Source organism: Mesorhizobium sp. WSM4306, assembly GCF_007003975.1.
Lineage (GTDB): Bacteria > Pseudomonadota > Alphaproteobacteria > Rhizobiales > Rhizobiaceae > Mesorhizobium.
The window spans coordinates 278,851-295,728 of record NZ_VFTC01000001.1 but is presented as its reverse complement, the minus strand read 5'-3'; the positions used below and the strand labels follow the sequence as shown (position 1 = coordinate 295,728).

The following is a 16,878-nucleotide window of genomic DNA, read 5'->3' as shown; positions in this document are numbered from 1 at the left end:
GCTCCTCTGCTCCGTCTCGCAAAAGGATGCGCCCTCGGGCGTTCCGAAAGCGTTCCCTCTCAACCGGACTCGCTCAGAAGGCCGGTTGCTGCCCGGAACGCCGGGAGATCATGGCCCGACGGAATGGTCTCGATGAGGTCCGCAAGTTGCTCACGCAGTGCCTGGTCGGGGAATCGACTGGCGAAGGAGTGGAGCGACCGAAGCTCCAGCCAGCCTGCCCCTTGAGCGCTGGCGGTCTCGACGGCACTGCGCAAAGAAGCAGCGGCGGCTTCGGTTTCCCCGCTGCGATAAGCCAGCTCACCATCGACTCGCCACAGCTCGGCCTCGAGATAGCGCTGGTTCCACTTGTGTGACCACGAAAGCCCCTCGCGCGTGGCGGCTCGTCCTTCGCGGAACTCGCCGACCATGCCGCGAGCTCGGGCGAGAAGAAGGAGTGTGTAGGTCAGGTGGAGGGTCTCCCCTTCGCTGCGCGAGCGCGCCACCGACCGCACGATCTTCTCGATGCCCCCAGTCGATCCCTCGCAGACGTCCAGCCAGCCCCGAAGGGCTTCCAGGACGACCATGAGGTAGCGCTCCGAATGACGCTTCCAATGACGGTCGGCGTCGGCGAGGAGTTCGGCGAGGCGGGCGCGATCTTCGGATTCGGCCGCGATGATCGCCGCGTAAGTGATGACGTACCACAACGTCATCAGACGATTGAGATCGACAGCCAGCTCAAGAGCGGATCGGGCTGTCTCGTCGGCCTTGCCGGCATCTCCGGCCCACAGTTCGACCCAGGCCAGCCGTACGAGGCAAACCGCCTTCGGGTCCTGAGCATACAACGCCAGATGCTCGTGGCGATGGGATACGTCATAGGCTTCGATAGCGCCATCGAGATAGTGGCAGGCTCTGGCCAGATCGCCCCGCCAGAACGCGCTCACGCCGAGGAGATATCGCCCCTCTGTCCCGGCCATCGCGTCATGACTCTCATCGTCGAGGAGGGCCCGGGCGAGTTCATCGCAATCGTCGAAGCGGCAGCCCTGCAGCCGGGCGAGACCGAGGCCACGGAGGATCGGGGGGTCCACGGGTCTGTGCAGCTTGCGGCAAAGCGAAAGGGCTCTCTCGTAGAGTTGGTGCGCACTGTTGGACCCGTAGCCCTCCAGGGCAACAAGGGGGGATCCGAGGGCGATCCGGATGTCGAGTTCGAGTGCATCGCGGTCGGGTGACGGTGGCAGGTCGGCGAGCAGTGCGAGCGCTCGCCGAAACATGGTGACCGCTTCTTCGAGGGCCGACACGGCCACCGCTCGGCCCCCCGCCACGCGGTAGGCATCGATGGCCGGTTCGACCATGCCGGCCTGGTCATAGTGTGCGGCCAACTGCGGGCTGGCCGCGTCGATGTCCTTGTGGCGCTCGACCGCGATCGCCTCGGCGACGGCGCGGTGGAGTTGACGTCGGCGAGCCGGGCTGACCATCTCCAGGGCAACCGCCCGAAGCTTGTCGTGGCCGAAATCGTAAGTGAGCCCCTGATCTCGGATGATCCGACGACGCCAGAGTTCGTCGACGTGGTCAACCAGCTCGTCTTCATCGGTCCCGGTGGCCGAGACCAGCAGACCGACCGAGAAGGGCCGACCGATGACGGCCGCCACTTCGGCGAGTCGCCGAGCGCCGTCAGTCAGTTGGCCCAGTCGAGCGCGCAGTACCGCCCGCATCGTCGGAGTGAGCACTGCCTGACTTCCGTCAGAGGAGATCCCGGCTCGGAGCGCTTCGATGACGAAGAGTGGATTGCCTTCGGTCTCGCTCCAGAGTCGTGCCGCCAATTCCGGATCAATCGTGTCTTCACCGCGTAGCCGAGCAGCGAGCCTCGCAGTGGTGGTTTCGTCGAGTCGGTCGAGTGACACGGTGGCCACTGCCTGGTCGTGGCCCAAGGCGTCCACGAGACCAACGAGGGGATGATGCTGTGGGATCTCCTCCCACCGGACAGTACCGACGATGAGGACTGGTGCCGCATGTCCGGAACGAACAACGAAACCGATCAACTCAATGGTCTCGGCGTCACACCACTGCAGATCGTCGATGATCAGCAAACGCGGGCGGTCGCCAGCCACGATGGCTCGGCTTACAGCATCGAACAACCGATGGCGCTGAGCCACGTCGCCCGACTGTTTCGGTCCAGTTGGCTGGGAAACGTCGCGGAGTTCGGGCAGGAGACGAGCGAGCTCGGCCCTCCAGACCGTGTCGAGCGTGTCGATGTGGCTTCGGATAGCATCCGATCGGAGCAGGTCGACGACGGGACCCCACGGCGGTCTACCCGCAGCCTCGTACGCACGAGCCGATGCCACCACGTGTCCGTCTGCTCGAACACGACGGCCGAGTTCCAGTGCGAGACGGGACTTTCCGATCCCCGGTTCACCGGTCACCAAGAAGAGATGTGCCCCACCCTCCCGCGCGGTGTTCCATGCCTCGATGAGCCGGTTCCATTCGAGGTTGCGGCCGACGAAAGGCGATTCGGCGATGGGTAGGTCCTTGCCCTGCACTTCGTCGCGGTTCGGTGCGCCGGCCCGAAGCTGTTGGTACATGGCCCCGATCGCCTCGCCCGGTGCCACCGCAAGGTCGCGCTCAAGCACCTCCGCGTACCGGTGGTAGCAGCGCCGCGCCGCGGCTCTATCGCCAAGCGCGAGATGTGCTTCCATTTGAATTCGAGCGGCCGCTTCGTCGGTCGGCTCCAGGTCGATGATGCGTTGGGCATGCCTGATCGTCGCTTGGTGGTCGTCGCGTCCCGCGGCCTCTTCAGTCAGCCGCACGAGGGCCCCATACGCCTCAGCTCGAAGTTTGGCTCGCTCGTCCAGGACCCAGTCGTCATAACAAGCTGGAAGGAGATCGCCCGAATAGAGGCGCGCGGCGAGCTCGAAATCACCGGCCGCCATGGCATCGCGGAACCTCAGCACGTCGACCTCGGTCGGCCCAGTCGGAATCCAGCGCACAGTCTCGTTGTCGATCTCGACGAATTCACCGATATCGGGAAGGGAATGACGGAAGTCGTGGAGCAGCTTCCTGAGGTTGGTGCGCGCCTGACGCTCGTCGGAGTCGGGCCAGAGCTCGAACGCGAGTCGTGAACGGTGCTGCGGGTCTCTCCGTAACGCGATCAACGCCAGAAACCGTTGCAAGCGAAGAGAGTCGAAGGCACGAAGACGGCGACCGTCCAAGATAATCTCGACTGCACCAAGAAGTCGGACCTCCAGCCGTGCCGGCACTAGTTCGCGACCAGCGCCTCTCGTGTCGCTCGGCGTACGAATTCTCTGGTTGCGCTCCATCTCCAAAAGTCCGCTGTCTCCTCACGCCGGCGACAACAAGCCGATCCGGGAGCTGAGGAGTGTCGATTCCCGCGCTTCCGGGCTGGAACCGCGGGATGTGTTGTGGTGTTCACAACCCGTTCGCCCCCAGCCGTTCGCCCCAGAAGTTTAACGGAGTTGATCTGCGACTTGAACTGGGATGCTTGGATTCATCCAATTGAGCGCCAGCACTGAAACCTCAGAGTTCCACGTAAAGCGGCTATCTTCTTGGCCTTCGGACGGCGTTGGCGTGCAGCATCGCGCCATAGCGTAGAGAAGGCGGTGGCTCCCCGGGCCGGATTCGAACCAGCGACCAACCGGTTAACAGCCGGTTGCTCTACCACTGAGCTACCGGGGAACAGAGGCTCTTCAGCAAGTGGCGCAGCCTATAGCAAACCCCTTTCGGCTTTGCAAAGAAGCATTTCGCATTTTTTAGCGCTTTTTGATGCAATGGTTTTTGGCAATCGCCCGATGACACCACATATGAGCGGTTTCGGGCGCCGTCCGGCCCTGGTCGGCGGAACCGAAAGGGCGATTGCAGCCTTTACCGCATACGGCTTTAACTGATGGCAACCGGATCGACGTTCGACATGACTGCAGCAGGCGAGAACCAGGCACCGGCGCGGAAAATTTCGGTGTTCGGCCGCGAGTTCACCATGCCGCGCTCACGCGGCCTCAGGATCGCCATCGGCGTCGTGCTGGTGTTTTTCGGCATTCTCGGCTTCCTGCCGATTCTCGGTTTCTGGATGATTCCGCTCGGCCTTCTGGTGCTTTCCTACGAGTTTTCCGCGGTGCGCCGCCAGCGGCGGCGGTTCGTCGTCTGGTGGGAACGACGCCGGCGGCCGGGTTGAAAGGCGCGGGTTCCCGGCTCAACGCTCGCTGCGCTTTTCCAGCCCCTCGCAGATTTCCTTGAGGACGGCAGCCGCTGAAGCCAGCCGCGCGCGATCGTGCGGCGAGAGCCGGCTTGCGCCCTCGATGGCGAGGCGGTCGATCGCGTAGCGCACAAGCTTTTCGCAGCGCAGCAGCGACAATCTGCCCGATGTGCCGGATTCCCTGTCTGCCGCGGCCCGACGCATGGATTACCTCCATCTTCCGCTACGTAGAGCCATGGGTTCGAGTTTCGTCTGCCGCTCGATCATGCTTAATGACCGGCTAATATGCTGACGTGCCGAGCGATTAAACCGCTCGGGAACCACGTTGCGGAGGCTGACGCGGAAAGCGGGCCGGAATGCTGCGCGGACGCTTGACGACCTTTCGCCGTCACCATATTGAGTTCGCTCGCCGGGAGCGACGAGGCCTCGTGGCGGAGTGGTTACGCAGAGGACTGCAAATCCTTGCACCCCGGTTCGATTCCGGGCGAGGCCTCCAGTTGCTTCAGCTCCCGCGCGGCGGGGGCTTGAGTTCCGGTCGAATGCGCCGCAGTGTTGGCGCGGCAAGCGCATTTCAGCGCGTTGGTTTTTGACGGATTGGTTGGGATATGAGCGCTGATTTCTCCGAACTTCGCGTCAAGATGGTCGACGGCCAGGTCCGCACCACCGACGTGACAGACGCAGCATTGCTCGATGCCATGCTTGCCGTACCGCGCGAGGCATTTGTCGGGGCTGGCCAACAGGCTCTTGCCTATATTGACGGGGATATCCGCATTTCCGACGGCGCCGACGGCAGCGGTGCGCGCTACCTCATGGAGCCGTCGCCGCTGGCCAAGCTTTTGCAGCTGGCCGAGATCGACGCCGGCGATTCGGTGCTCGATGTCGGCTGCGGCACCGGCTATTGCGCAGCACTCCTGTCCAGGCTGGCAAAATCCGTCATTGCGCTGGAAAGCGATGCCGCGCTGGCAGAGACGGCCAAGGCCGCACTCTCGGCGCAGGGCTGCGACAATGTCACTGTGGTCGCCGGGCCGCTGCCGCAAGGCTATGCCGCCAAAGCGCCGTACAATGTGATTCTGATCGGCGGCAGCGTCGAGGAAGTGCCGGGGGCCCTGCTCGGCCAGCTCGCCGACGGCGGCCGTCTGGTCGCCGTCGAAGGGCAGGGCAATGCGGGTGTGGCCCGCTTGTTTTTCAAGGCAGGGGGGGTTGTAACCGGAAGACGGGCATTTAATGCGGCAATTAAGCCACTACCGGGATTTGAACGTATTCACGCGTTCGAATTCTAAGTGATTTTGCCTTGCAGCAAAGGCGCTGTCATGTTGGCTTGCGATTGGACAATCGTTGCTGATTTGGTTAACCGGTGTTTCGGGAGGCCGTCAGCGGGGGAACGATAAATCGACGCGGCGCTGGCTGATCCCTTGGGATGGGCTGGCGTGGCGTGGTTCCCGTGCAAAACGAATGAGGGATTTAAAGTGCCGTCCTTAGCCAAAAGCTTGTTTGCTACCGTCCTTATTTCCGCGACAGCGCTTTCGCCGATAGCCGCCTCGGCGGAAACCATTCTCGGCGCGCTTTCCAAGGCCTACCAGAACAATTCGTCACTGAATTCCGCCCGTGCGGGCGTGCGCGTCACCGATGAGGGCGTGGCGATCGCCAAGTCGGGATACAGGCCGGTCATTACCGGGAGTGCGGACGTCGGCTACGCCAGCCGGCACCTCAACGGTTCAAACGCTGGCACTCGTCTGACAACCGGGAGCTTCGGCGTCGCCATCAATCAGATGCTGTTTGACGGATTTCAGACCAAGAACAACGTCGCGGCAGCCGAGGCGCAGGTCAAGGCGTCGGTCGAGAGCCTGCGCAACACCGAAGAGAATACGCTGTTCAACGCGGCAAGCGCCTACATGGATGTCATCCATGACCGTCAGGTGGCGGTGCTGACCGAACAGAATTTGCAGTTCCTGACCGAGCAGGCGCGCGCGGCGCGCTCGCGCTTTGAGGTCGGCGAAGGCACGCGCACCGACGTGGCGCAGGCCGACGCCTCGCGCTCGGAGGCGGTGGCGCAGTTGAGTGCGGCTCGCGCGCAGGCGCTGGCCAGTGCCGCAACCTATCGCCAGATCGTCGGTGACGAGCCGGGCAAGCTCAAGGCGGCGTCGCCATTGGCGAAGCTTTTGCCGAGGAGCCTCGATGCGGCGATCGACATCGCGGCGACCGAACATCCGGCCATTCTTTCTACCGAGCATCTGGTCGACGCGGCCGCATTTCAAGTGAAGTCGCACGAAGGTGCGCTGCTGCCGCAGCTTTCCGCTTCCGCCGGCGTTTCGGACGACTACTCCAAAAACTCGCCGGAAACCTTGACGTCGCAGAATGGCACCACCCGTTCCGCCAACATCGGTGCGACACTGACCATTCCGATCTATTCGGGTGGCCGCACCTCGGCCCTGGTCCGCCAATCGAAGGAATCGCTTAGCCAGGCTCGCATCGAGGTCGATGTCAGCCGCGACCAGGTGCGTCAGGCGGTGACATCGGCATGGACGCAATACACCTCTGCACAGGAGAGCGTCGCGGCCAACCGGCAGGTGATCGCCGCCGCGCAGTTGGCTTTGAACGGCGTTATCGAAGAGCGCAATGTCGGCCAGCGCACCACGCTCGATGTGCTGAACGCCCAGAACGATGTCATCAGCGCCAAGATCAACCTTGCCACTTCCGAGCGCGATGTGGTGGTGGCGAGCTATGCCATCCTTTCGGCCATGGGCCGGCTGTCGGTCGAGCGTCTCGCCTTGCAGGTGACGAAGTACAAGCCTGAAGAGCACTACAGAGCCGTCAAGGACAAGTGGATCGGCCTGCGCACGCCGGACGGCCGCTGACCGCGCCAGGCGGTTTCAAGTCCCACCAGGATTAGAGTGTCGGAGCGCCGCGCATCTCAGGGATGCGCGGCGCTACCCTTTTGTGGCGACAGGATCTTTTCCGAAAGAAGGTTTTCGGTTCGCAGCCATGTCTAAATTGTTGAAATCCCGCGTCTCCCGAGATTGGGGATTCTCCGATGGCGATCCGTCGGCTACGCTGTCGCCATGATTCGTGCCCGGCTTTGTCGGACAGGAATCTGCAAAACGGGTCACAAGGGCGGCGGATGTGACGATGGCGACGGCAAGCAGCGCGCAGCGCGAACCTTCCATGGAAGAAATACTGGCTTCCATCAGAAGGATCATCGAAGACAGCGACACCGGCCGCAAGCAGCCGGGTGACGCCGATGAGTTGCGTCAGGACCTTGTGCCCGCCGCCGGGCCGCCGACGGATGTCGAGGCCTTCCGCAGCGAGCTGCACAGCGCGGCCGAAAGCAAGAAGCCGGTGACCCTGGCCGAGGTGCAGGCGCAACTGGCCGAACCTGCCGTGGCACGGCTGGAGCCGCGCTCCGAGCCGGCTCCGGTGAAGCCGGCCACGCCGGCAAATCCTGCTCCTACCACCGTCGCGCCCCCCACGCATGCGCCGATGACCCTGGCGGAAGTGAGCGCCAGAATAGCCAGCGAGTCTGCCCCGGCGGCCAGGGCAGAAGCGCCGGCCCGGCCAAAGGCGGAAACCACCGATTCCATCGTCACCGATTGGCGACGCGAAATTGCAGCCGTGGGCAGTCAGACAAAGCCCGCCGATGTGGCCAAGCCGCTAGACGTCAGGCCGCAAGAGATCAAGCAGCAAGAGATCAGGCAGCAAGAGATCAGGCAGGAAGAGACCGAGAAGCGGCAGGCCGCTGCTGCGGAGATCGAGGCTTTCGAAGACGATCTCGCGGCCGAGCCGGCTTTCGAGCCGGGCCCGTCGCGCAGCGAGCAGGCGCGCCAGGCCGATGCAACACCGGTTCGCCCGGCGATCGTTTCGGAACACACCGGACGGCAGGTCGCCGCAGCCTTCGGCGAGCTCTCCGACGCCTTTGCCAGCCGCAGCAAGAAGACCTTCGACGAGATGGCCGAGGAAATGCTGCGGCCGATGCTTCAGGATTGGCTGGACAACAATCTGCCGACGCTGGTCGAGCGCCTGGTGCGCGAGGAAATCGAGCGCGTCGCGCGCGGCGCGCAGTAATTCCGCCGATCCCGAAGAGGAAAGCGCGGCCTTGAGCTTTTTCTGAGCTTCAGCTTCCCTTGGCTGCTGTGGCAAAAGCGATCAGGTTGCCGTCGATAGCCGCGGCAATGAAAACACGGGCATGGCTTTCCCGTTGACCGGGGCGACGCCTATTTGCCGGTGAAGGACCAAGCCGCCCGCGGTTGACTTGGCCAAGACCTTCCGATTTACACCGAACCAGCAAAAAATCCGACAGCGCGGACCATTTTCCCATGCTTGAAAAGACCTACGACGCCAAGACCGTCGAGCCCAAGATCGCCAAAATCTGGGAAGAGGCGGACGCCTTCCGTGCCGGGGCAGGTTCGGAGGAGGGGGCCGAGGCCTTCACCATCGTCATCCCGCCGCCCAACGTCACCGGCTCACTGCATATGGGCCATGCGCTCAACAACACGCTGCAGGACATCCTGGTGCGCTTCGAGCGCATGCGCGGCAAGAACGTGCTGTGGCAGCCCGGCATGGACCATGCCGGCATCGCCACGCAGATGGTGGTCGAACGCCAGCTGATGGAAAAGCAGATCCATCGCCGCGATCTCACCCGCGAACAGTTCATCGAAAAGGTCTGGGAGTGGAAAGCCGAATCCGGCGGCGCCATCTTCAACCAGCTGAAGCGGCTCGGCGCCTCGGCCGACTGGTCGCGCGAACGCTTCACCATGGATGAGGGCCTGTCCAAGGCCGTGCTGGAAGTGTTCGTCACGCTCTACAAGGAAGGCCTGATCTATAAGGACAACCGCCTTGTGAACTGGGACCCGAAGCTGTTGACGGCGATCTCCGACCTGGAGGTCGAGCCGCAGGAGGTCAACGGCAATCTGTGGCACTTCCGCTACCCGATCGAGGGCGAGGCGTTCGATCCGGAAAATCCTCGGACATTCATCACCGTGGCGACCACCCGCCCGGAGACGATGCTGGGCGATACGGCGGTCGCCGTGCATCCGGACGACGAGCGCTACCGGCATCTGGTCGGCAAGAATGTCGTCCTGCCGATCGTCGGCCGGAAGATCCCTGTTGTGGCTGACGAGTATTCCGATCCGGAAAAAGGCTCCGGCGCGGTCAAGATCACGCCGGCGCACGACTTCAACGATTTCGAGGTCGGCAAGCGCCACAAGCTGCCGGCCATCAACATCCTGACCATCGAGGCGGCCATCAAACTGAAGGACAACGAGGACTTCCTCGCCGGCCTTGAGATCACGCCGGAGCGGCAGGCCGTCTGGGACGAGCTCGACGGTCTCGACCGTTTCGTCGCGCGCAAGAAGATTGTCGAGCTGATGGAGGCCGGCGGCTTCCTCGACAAGGTCGAGCCGCACCGCCACGCAGTGCCGCATGGCGACCGCGGCGGCGTGCCGATCGAGCCGTTCCTGACCGAACAGTGGTATGCCAATGCTGCAGAACTCGCCAAACCGGCGATCGCCTCGGTGCGCGAAGGCCGCACCAACTTCGTGCCGAAGAACTGGGAAAAGACCTATTTCGACTGGATGGAGAACATCCAGCCCTGGTGCATTTCGCGCCAGTTGTGGTGGGGCCACCAGATTCCCGCCTGGTACGGGCCGGATGGGCGCGTCTTTGTCGAGAAGACCGAGGAAGAGGCGCTGGCCGCTGCCATCGAATATTATCTGGCGCTGGAAGGGCCGTGGAAGGCCTGGGTCGAGGACAAGCTTGAGAATTTCAAGCCGGGCGAGATCCTGACCCGCGACGAGGATGTGCTCGACACCTGGTTCTCCTCCGCACTGTGGCCGTTCTCGACGCTTGGCTGGCCGGATCACACGCCGGAGCTGAAGACCTACTACCAGACCGACGTGCTGGTGACCGGCTTCGACATCATTTTCTTCTGGGTCGCCCGGATGATGATGATGGGCCTGCACTTCATGCATGAGGAGCCGTTCCACACCGTCTATGTGCATGCGCTGGTGCGCGACAAGAACGGGCAGAAGATGTCGAAGTCGAAGGGCAACGTCATCGATCCACTCGACCTCATCGACGAGTTTGGCGCCGACGCACTGCGCTTCACGCTGACGGTGATGGCGGCGCAGGGGCGCGATGTGAAGCTCGATCCGGCGCGCATCGCCGGCTATCGCAATTTCGGCACCAAGCTGTGGAACGCGACGCGCTTTGCCGAGATGAACGAGGTCGCGCGCAACGATGATTTCTGGCTGAACGACGCCAAGCTGCCGGTCAACCGCTGGATCCTGACCGAGCTGACCAGGGCGTCGCACGCGATCACCGAGGGCATCACCTCATATCGCTTCAACGAAGCGGCGGGCGCTGCCTACCGCTTCGTCTGGAACCTGTTCTGCGACTGGTATCTGGAACTCTTGAAGCCGGTGTTCATGGGCGCCGACGAGGCGGCCAAGGCCGAAAGCCGCGCCTGCGTCGCCTTCGTGCTCGATGAAATCTACAAGCTCCTGCACCCGATGATGCCGTTCATGACCGAGGAATTGTGGGCGCAGACGGCAGGCGAGGGCGGGACGCGCGCAACGCTGCTTTGCCACGCCGCCTGGCCATCACCGGACTTCGAGGACGCGGATGCGGCCGCCGACATCAACTGGCTGGTCGATCTGGTCTCCGGCATCCGCTCCGTGCGTTCGGAAATGAACGTGCCGCCGGCAGCGATCGCGCCGCTGGTGGTGGTAGGCGCCAGCGCCGAGACCCACCAGAGGCTGGAACGACATGCTTCCGCCATCAAGCGGCTGGCGCGGGTCGGCGACATCTCGCTGCAGGACGCAGCACCCAAGGGCTCGGCCCAGATCGTGCTCAACGAAGCAACCATCTGCCTGCCGCTCGGCAGCCTGATCGATCTTTCCGCCGAGGCGGCGCGCCTGCAGAAGGAACTGGCCAAGGTGACCGAGGAAATCGCGCGGCTGCACAAGAAGCTGTCGAACGAACGATTCGTCGCCAGTGCGCCGGAAGAGATCGTCGCAGCCGAGCGCGAAAAACTCGACGAATACCGCGATCAGCAAGAGAAGCTTTCGGTGGCTTTGACCAGGGTGCGCGACGCCGGCTGAGTTGCCGGATTCGCGCGCCCCGCCGCATACTTCGCAGCGGCGCTTTTGGCCGAAAAACAGGCATTCCGTTGCGTGAATATTGACGTAAACGGAAAGTTTTGGCCCCATTGTTGCCATAATGTAACAATCAGGCCAAATAGCCCCGAAAGGGCTTGTTTTTGAGCTTTTTGTGACAGGTTTCACATAGTTTTTCGCCGATTTACCCCCGGAAAGCCGTTTTTCGGCCTGGCTTTTGGATCTGCCGCTGAGCCGGACAGGCAGCCGGCTCAAGTGTACAAGTACGTTATCTGAATTCATTGTTGCGCCGTTAACCCGAATTGGTTCTAGCTTGACGCACTAGTATTTCGGGGAGGACCTCCATGAACAATTTGCGTTTGAAAACACTGCTGGGGGCGGGGTGTTTTTCGCTGGGTCTGATCGGGTCCGTGCACGCCGGCGGCATCGAGCGCGGCGGCTACGACATCGACCTTCTGTTCGATCCGGCACCCTTCGCCACGGAAGCCGAGGCGACCTATGTGATGCCGGAGCGTAAGCTCAAGAACGCGGTCGATACCGATCCGAGTGACGGCAATCTGACATTCCTGGGCAGCACGGCGAAAGACAGCAAGAGCTACTGGGTGCCGCGCATCGGCGTCAAGGCCGAGGTCGTCAAGGGCGTCGACTGCATGTTCGACTATTCCCAGCCGTGGGGCGCGCACACAAATCCGGGTCTGTGGGCCGGATCCGAGTCCAACATCGAAACTGACATCAAGAGCAACAACTACGCCGGCACTTGTTCTTACAAGATGGATGCCGGCAAAGGCCAGGTTCGCTTCATAGGCGGCGTCTACTATCAGGAAGTCTATGGCTTCAAGGAAGACCTGGTGTCGCCGCTGGTGCCCGACTTCGGCGGTACTGGTCGTGTCGATCTGAAGAGCAGCGGCTGGGGCTGGCGCGCCGGCATCGCCTATGAAATTCCTGACATCGCGTTGCGCGCGAGCCTCGTCTACAATTCGAAGGTCAAACTCGACAATATCTCGGGCACGCTGGATCTGACGAATGTTGGCGTCCCCGCTTTCCCGATCTACGGCTCGACGCAGTACATGCCGGATGTGGTGGAGTTGAAGCTGCAGTCGGGTATCGCGCCCGGATGGCTCGCCTTCGGCTCGATCAAGTGGGTTAACTGGAGCGTTCTGCAAAGTGTTCCGATCTGCCCAGTAGGTGTTCCATCTTCAGCTTGTTTCACCAACGGTCCGGGACAGGTCACCTCACTCGACCTGATGTATCGTGATGGTTGGACGGTTTCCGGCGGCGTTGGACACAAATTCAACGACCAGTGGAGCGCGGCCGGCCAGCTTTCCTGGGATCGTGGCACATCACACGGCTACGGCTCGCAGACCGACACCTGGACGCTGGGCGGCGGCGTCGCCTACACGCCTTCGCGCAATATCGAAGTGCGTCTGGCCGGCGCGGTCGGCGTCCTGACCAGCGGCCATTCAGGGGTCGTGAATGGCGACAACGGATACCAAGCCGGCACCGACGTCAGCTATGATTTCGGCAACGATCTGGTCACGGCCATTTCTGGCGGCGTCAAGATCAAGTTCTAAGGCTCTGAAAATCCACACAAAAGGCCGGGCTTTTGCCCGACCTTTTTCGTTGAGGCACGGTGCCGTGCCGCCACGCGCTGGCGTTGCAAATCCCTCATCACTTTCGCCTCTCGCGATTGTGACGTTTTGGCAACAGTTCCCGGCCAACGCCTGCGCTACGACCCTGTCCGAAGAAATTGCCTATTTCCCGCCATAAACCCGGCGCACCTCGAATTTGTCTCGGGACACGCGCCAGAAGGCTCGGCGATGAGGCAGGCCGCACCGCCCGCGGCAAGGAAGAGTATGGACGCCAGAGTCATTTCCAAGGCCAAGCTGCCTAGCCGCCATGTGACCGTCGGCCCGGCGCGTGCGCCGCATCGCTCGTATCTCTATGCCATGGGCCTGTCGGCGGCCGAGATCGCGCAGCCTCTGGTCGGCGTCGCCTCCTGCTGGAACGAAGCGGCACCTTGCAACATCTCGCTGATGCGCCAGGCACAGGTCGTCAAGAAGGGGGTCGCGGCCGCCAACGGCACGCCGCGCGAATTCTGCACCATCACCGTCACCGATGGCATCGCCATGGGCCACCAGGGCATGAAGTCGTCGCTGGTGTCGCGCGATGTCATTGCCGATTCGGTCGAACTCACCATGCGCGGCCATTGCTACGACGCATTGGTCGGCCTCGCCGGCTGCGACAAGTCGCTGCCCGGCATGATGATGGCCATGGTGCGGCTCAACGTGCCGTCGATCTTCATCTATGGCGGCTCGATCCTGCCCGGCAGCTATCGCGGCCGCCAGATCACCGTGCAGGATGTGTTCGAAGCCGTCGGCCAGCATTCGGTCGGCACGGTCAGCGACGCCGAGTTGCTCGAGATCGAGCAGGCCGCCTGTCCCTCGGCCGGCTCCTGCGGCGCCCAGTTCACCGCCAACACCATGGCCACCGTCGCCGAGGCGATCGGCCTGGCGTTGCCCTATTCCTGTGGTGCGCCGGCGCCTTACGAGATGCGCGACCGCTTCAATTTCGCCTCCGGCGAAAAGATCATGGAGCTGATCGCCAAAAACATCCGGCCGCGCGACATCGTTACGCTGAAGGCCCTGGAGAATGCAGCGACCGTGGTTTCGGCCACCGGCGGCTCGACCAATGCGGCTTTGCACCTGCCGGCCATCGCGCATGAGGCAGGGATCAAGTTCGACCTGTTCGACGTCGCCGCGATTTTCGAAAAGACCCCCTACATCGCCGACCTCAAGCCGGGCGGTAAATATGTTGCCAAGGACATGTTCGAGGCCGGCGGCATTCCGCTGCTGATGAAGACGCTGCTCGACCACGGCTACTTGCATGGCGATTGCCTGACCGTGACTGGCCGTACTTTGGCCGAAAACATGGAACATGTTGCCTGGAATGATAGCCAAGATGTGGTCCGTCCCGCCAACCGACCGATCACCCAAACCGGCGGTGTCGTGGGCTTGAAGGGCAACCTTGCCCCCGAAGGCGCGATCGTGAAGGTCGCGGGCATGACGGAGCTGAAATTCTCAGGCCCGGCACGCTGTTTCGATTCGGAAGAGGAATGTTTCGAGGCTGTCACGCACCGCAACTACAGGGAAGGCGAGGTTCTCGTCATCCGCTACGAAGGTCCGCGCGGCGGCCCGGGCATGCGCGAGATGCTGTCGACGACGGCGGCCCTCTACGGCCAGGGCATGGGCGGCAAGGTGGCCCTCATCACCGACGGCCGCTTCTCGGGCGCGACGCGCGGGTTCTGCATCGGCCATGTCGGGCCCGAAGCTGCCGTCGGCGGACCGATCGGGCTCTTGAAAGACGGCGATGTGATCTCGATCGACGCAACCAAAGGCACGATCGAGGTCGACCTGTCCGAGGCTGAACTGGCGACGAGGGCGAAGGCTTGGAAGGCGCGCACGACCGACTATCAGTCGGGCGCGATCTGGAAATACGCACAGACGGTAGGGCCTGCCCGCGACGGCGCGGTCACCCATCCCGGCGGTGCCAAAGAAACACATTGCTATGCGGATATCTGAGTTGTTGAGGTCGTCTGTCCTTCCGGCACTGGTCGCTGTTGCGATCTTTGGCGCCGTGGGCCAGGCCATGGCCTTCGACGACAAGGTGTTCGACGACAAGACCGGCGTGAAGCCGCAATCGAGCCCGTGGGCCGTGTTCCAGTTCGGCTTCTCCGCCTACAAGAGCGGCCACAAGGAACAGGCGGTCGAGGCCTATAAATACGCCGCCGAAAACGGCCAGATCGGCGCCACCTGGAAGCTCGCGCGCATGTATGCCGAAGGCGACGGCGTGACCCGCGACGACTATGCGGCCTTCAAATTCTTCTCCGAGATCGTCGATCAGGATGTCGAGCCAGGATCGCCGGAGGAAAGCTATGTCTCCGACGCGCTGGTGGCGCTGGGCGACTATCTCAGGACCGGCATACCCGGCAGCCCGGTCGAGGAAAACGAGGTCGCGGCGCAGGAATATTACATGCGCGCGGCCGCCAATTACCGCAATCCGAACGCCCAGTTCGAGATGGGCCAGATGTTCCTGAAGGGCGAGGGCGGCGTGAAGGCCAGCGTCAAGCAGGCCGGCCGCTGGTTCCAGCTTGCTGCCGAAAAAGGCCATGCCGGCGCCCAGGCGACGCTCGGCAATCTTCTGTTCCAGAGCGGCAAGATCGTGCGCGGGCTGGCGATGATGACGGCCGCGCTCGAACGCGCCTCGCCAGCCGACCAGCCGTGGATCCGCGGCATGCAGGAAGAGGCGTTTGCCGCCGCCGGCGAAGCCGACCGCCGCACCGCCATATCGCTGGCCGACGATATTCTCACCAAGGGCGGCGGCGACCAGTAAGGTTGCCCGCCTCAAAACAATCGGAAAATCAGTTCTCGGTGGGTTCCGCCGGCACCGCTCTGTGTACCGGCATCGAGATTGGCGTGACGTGCAGGTGAGGCTTCATCGTGCTGTCAGGGCAGGTGTCGCCGATCTTCGTCCATGAGGTGTTGTTGAGCACGAGGTCGCAGCGGGCCATGTGGCTCTGGTCGGAAACCGTCAGGCAAGCGACCTGGCCGATCTCGTACGACTTGCCATTGGCCAGACACTGCTGGTCGGCGAAGGCCGCTGCGGGTGCAGCCATGGCAAATGCCAGGCCGATTGGACAAAGAAGGAATCGTATGGTCATGGAACCCCAGCCGACATGCTGATTTCCGACTGAATGGCGCGATTGTGGCGATATCAGGGTTCGGCAGCTATCAGGCCGGCAGCAACGTCAGATCGATCGCCACCGGCACATGGTCGGACGGTTTTTCCCAGGCGCGCACGTGCTTTTCGATCGAGGCTGAGGAAAAGCGGTTGGCGGCTTCGGGCGACAACAGCAGATGGTCGATGCGAATGCCGTTGTTCTTCTGCCAGGCGCCGGCCTGGTAATCCCAGAACGTGTAGACGTCGGCAGCGTCGGTGACGGCGCGCACCGCCTCGGTGAAGCCGAGATTCTTCAGCCGCCGGAAGGCCTGCCGCGTCTGCGGCTGGAACAGCGCATCGCCAAGCCAGTTCTCGGGGAAGCGCGCGTCGATAGGTTCGGGGATGACATTGTAGTCACCGGCGAGCACCAGCGCCTCTTCCAGAAGCAGGCGCTGCTCGGCCCAGCGCTGCAGCCGCTCCATCCAGGACAGCTTGTAGGGGAACTTCTTGTCATCATCGATCGGGTTGCCGTTGGGCAGATAGAGCGAGGCGACGCGCAACGCGCCCTGATCGGTCGAGAACACGCCCTCGATGAAGCGCGCCTGCTCATCCGTGTCGTCGCCCGGCAAGCCTCTGATGACCTCGTCGAAGGGCAGCTTCGACAGCAGAGCGACGCCGTTAAAGCCTTTCTGGCCGTGGGTTTCGACATTGTAGCCCAGCGCCTCGATCTCGGCGCGCGGGAACTGCTCGTCGACCGTCTTGATCTCCTGCAGGCAGACGATGTCGGGCTGGCTTTCGGTCAGCCAATGGGTGAGGTTGCCGAGGCGGGCGCGAACGCCATTGATGTTCCAGGTGACGATTTTCATGGCGGCC

At 62.9% G+C, this 16,878-nt stretch carries 12 protein-coding genes and 2 tRNA genes; 9 read left to right on the top strand and 5 right to left on the bottom strand.

The features are described 5' to 3' along the window. Positions 1-59: 59 nt before the first annotated feature. Together FJV77_RS01550 and FJV77_RS01545 are read right to left on the bottom strand one after the other, a co-directional pair. Positions 60-3,182 carry an AAA family ATPase gene (locus FJV77_RS01550; RefSeq protein WP_210246341.1) on the bottom strand — a complete coding sequence of 1,041 codons (3,123 nt, stop codon included), beginning with the start codon at positions 3,180-3,182 and terminating at the stop codon, positions 60-62. Positions 3,183-3,591: 409 nt separating this feature from the next. Next, positions 3,592-3,666, bottom strand: a tRNA-Asn gene (locus tag FJV77_RS01545). A gap of 232 nt (positions 3,667-3,898) precedes the next feature. Here FJV77_RS01545 and FJV77_RS01540 point away from each other — a divergent pair. Continuing rightward, positions 3,899-4,159 carry a hypothetical protein gene (locus tag FJV77_RS01540; protein WP_142865508.1) on the top strand — a complete coding sequence of 87 codons (261 nt, stop codon included), beginning with the start codon at positions 3,899-3,901 and terminating at the stop codon, positions 4,157-4,159. Positions 4,160-4,177: 18 nt separating this feature from the next. Here FJV77_RS01540 and FJV77_RS01535 read toward each other — a convergent pair whose 3' ends face one another. Further along, positions 4,178-4,384 (bottom strand): hypothetical protein, encoded by a 207-nt coding sequence (locus FJV77_RS01535; protein WP_142865098.1) that lies wholly within the window; start codon positions 4,382-4,384, stop codon positions 4,178-4,180. A gap of 218 nt (positions 4,385-4,602) precedes the next feature. Here FJV77_RS01535 and FJV77_RS01530 point away from each other — a divergent pair. The 8 genes from FJV77_RS01530 (at position 4,603) to FJV77_RS01495 (ending at position 15,678) form a co-directional block, all read left to right on the top strand. Beyond that, a tRNA-Cys gene (locus tag FJV77_RS01530) sits at positions 4,603-4,676 on the top strand. A gap of 109 nt (positions 4,677-4,785) precedes the next feature. Next, a complete protein-coding gene (locus FJV77_RS01525) occupies positions 4,786-5,460 on the top strand; it encodes a protein-L-isoaspartate O-methyltransferase (protein ID WP_142865097.1) in 675 nt (224 codons plus the stop codon). 186 nt (positions 5,461-5,646) lie between these two features. Beyond that, positions 5,647-7,035 carry a TolC family outer membrane protein gene (locus FJV77_RS01520; RefSeq protein ID WP_142865096.1) on the top strand — a complete coding sequence of 463 codons (1,389 nt, stop codon included), beginning with the start codon at positions 5,647-5,649 and terminating at the stop codon, positions 7,033-7,035. 271 nt (positions 7,036-7,306) lie between these two features. Beyond that, the gene (locus FJV77_RS01515) at positions 7,307-8,239 is read left to right on the top strand and encodes a PopZ family protein (protein WP_142865095.1); all 933 of its coding nucleotides are present in this window, start codon (positions 7,307-7,309) and stop codon (positions 8,237-8,239) included. A gap of 251 nt (positions 8,240-8,490) precedes the next feature. After that, positions 8,491-11,274, top strand: coding sequence for a valine--tRNA ligase (locus tag FJV77_RS01510; RefSeq protein ID WP_142865094.1), 2,784 nt, complete (start codon positions 8,491-8,493; stop codon positions 11,272-11,274). A 359-nt stretch (positions 11,275-11,633) separates the two neighbouring features. After that, positions 11,634-12,860: an OmpP1/FadL family transporter gene (locus FJV77_RS01505; RefSeq protein WP_142865093.1), complete on the top strand. Its 1,227-nt coding sequence runs from the start codon at positions 11,634-11,636 to the stop codon at positions 12,858-12,860. Between the two features lie 282 nt (positions 12,861-13,142). After that, positions 13,143-14,867 (top strand): dihydroxy-acid dehydratase, encoded by a 1,725-nt coding sequence (ilvD, locus tag FJV77_RS01500; RefSeq protein WP_142865092.1) that lies wholly within the window; start codon positions 13,143-13,145, stop codon positions 14,865-14,867. Further along, positions 14,854-15,678: a tetratricopeptide repeat protein gene (locus FJV77_RS01495; protein WP_112564806.1), complete on the top strand. Its 825-nt coding sequence runs from the start codon at positions 14,854-14,856 to the stop codon at positions 15,676-15,678. Before ilvD ends, FJV77_RS01495 begins: the two co-directional genes overlap by 14 nt. Before the next feature lie 28 nt (positions 15,679-15,706). Here FJV77_RS01495 and FJV77_RS01490 read toward each other — a convergent pair whose 3' ends face one another. Both FJV77_RS01490 and xth read right to left on the bottom strand, forming a co-directional pair. Then, on the bottom strand, positions 15,707-15,961 hold the full coding sequence (locus tag FJV77_RS01490; RefSeq protein ID WP_246691107.1) for a hypothetical protein: 255 nt from the start codon (positions 15,959-15,961) through the stop codon (positions 15,707-15,709). A 115-nt stretch (positions 15,962-16,076) separates the two neighbouring features. Further along, entirely contained in the window at positions 16,077-16,871 is a 795-nt protein-coding gene (gene xth, locus FJV77_RS01485; RefSeq protein WP_142865090.1) for an exodeoxyribonuclease III, read from the bottom strand. Positions 16,872-16,878 lie beyond the last annotated feature (7 nt).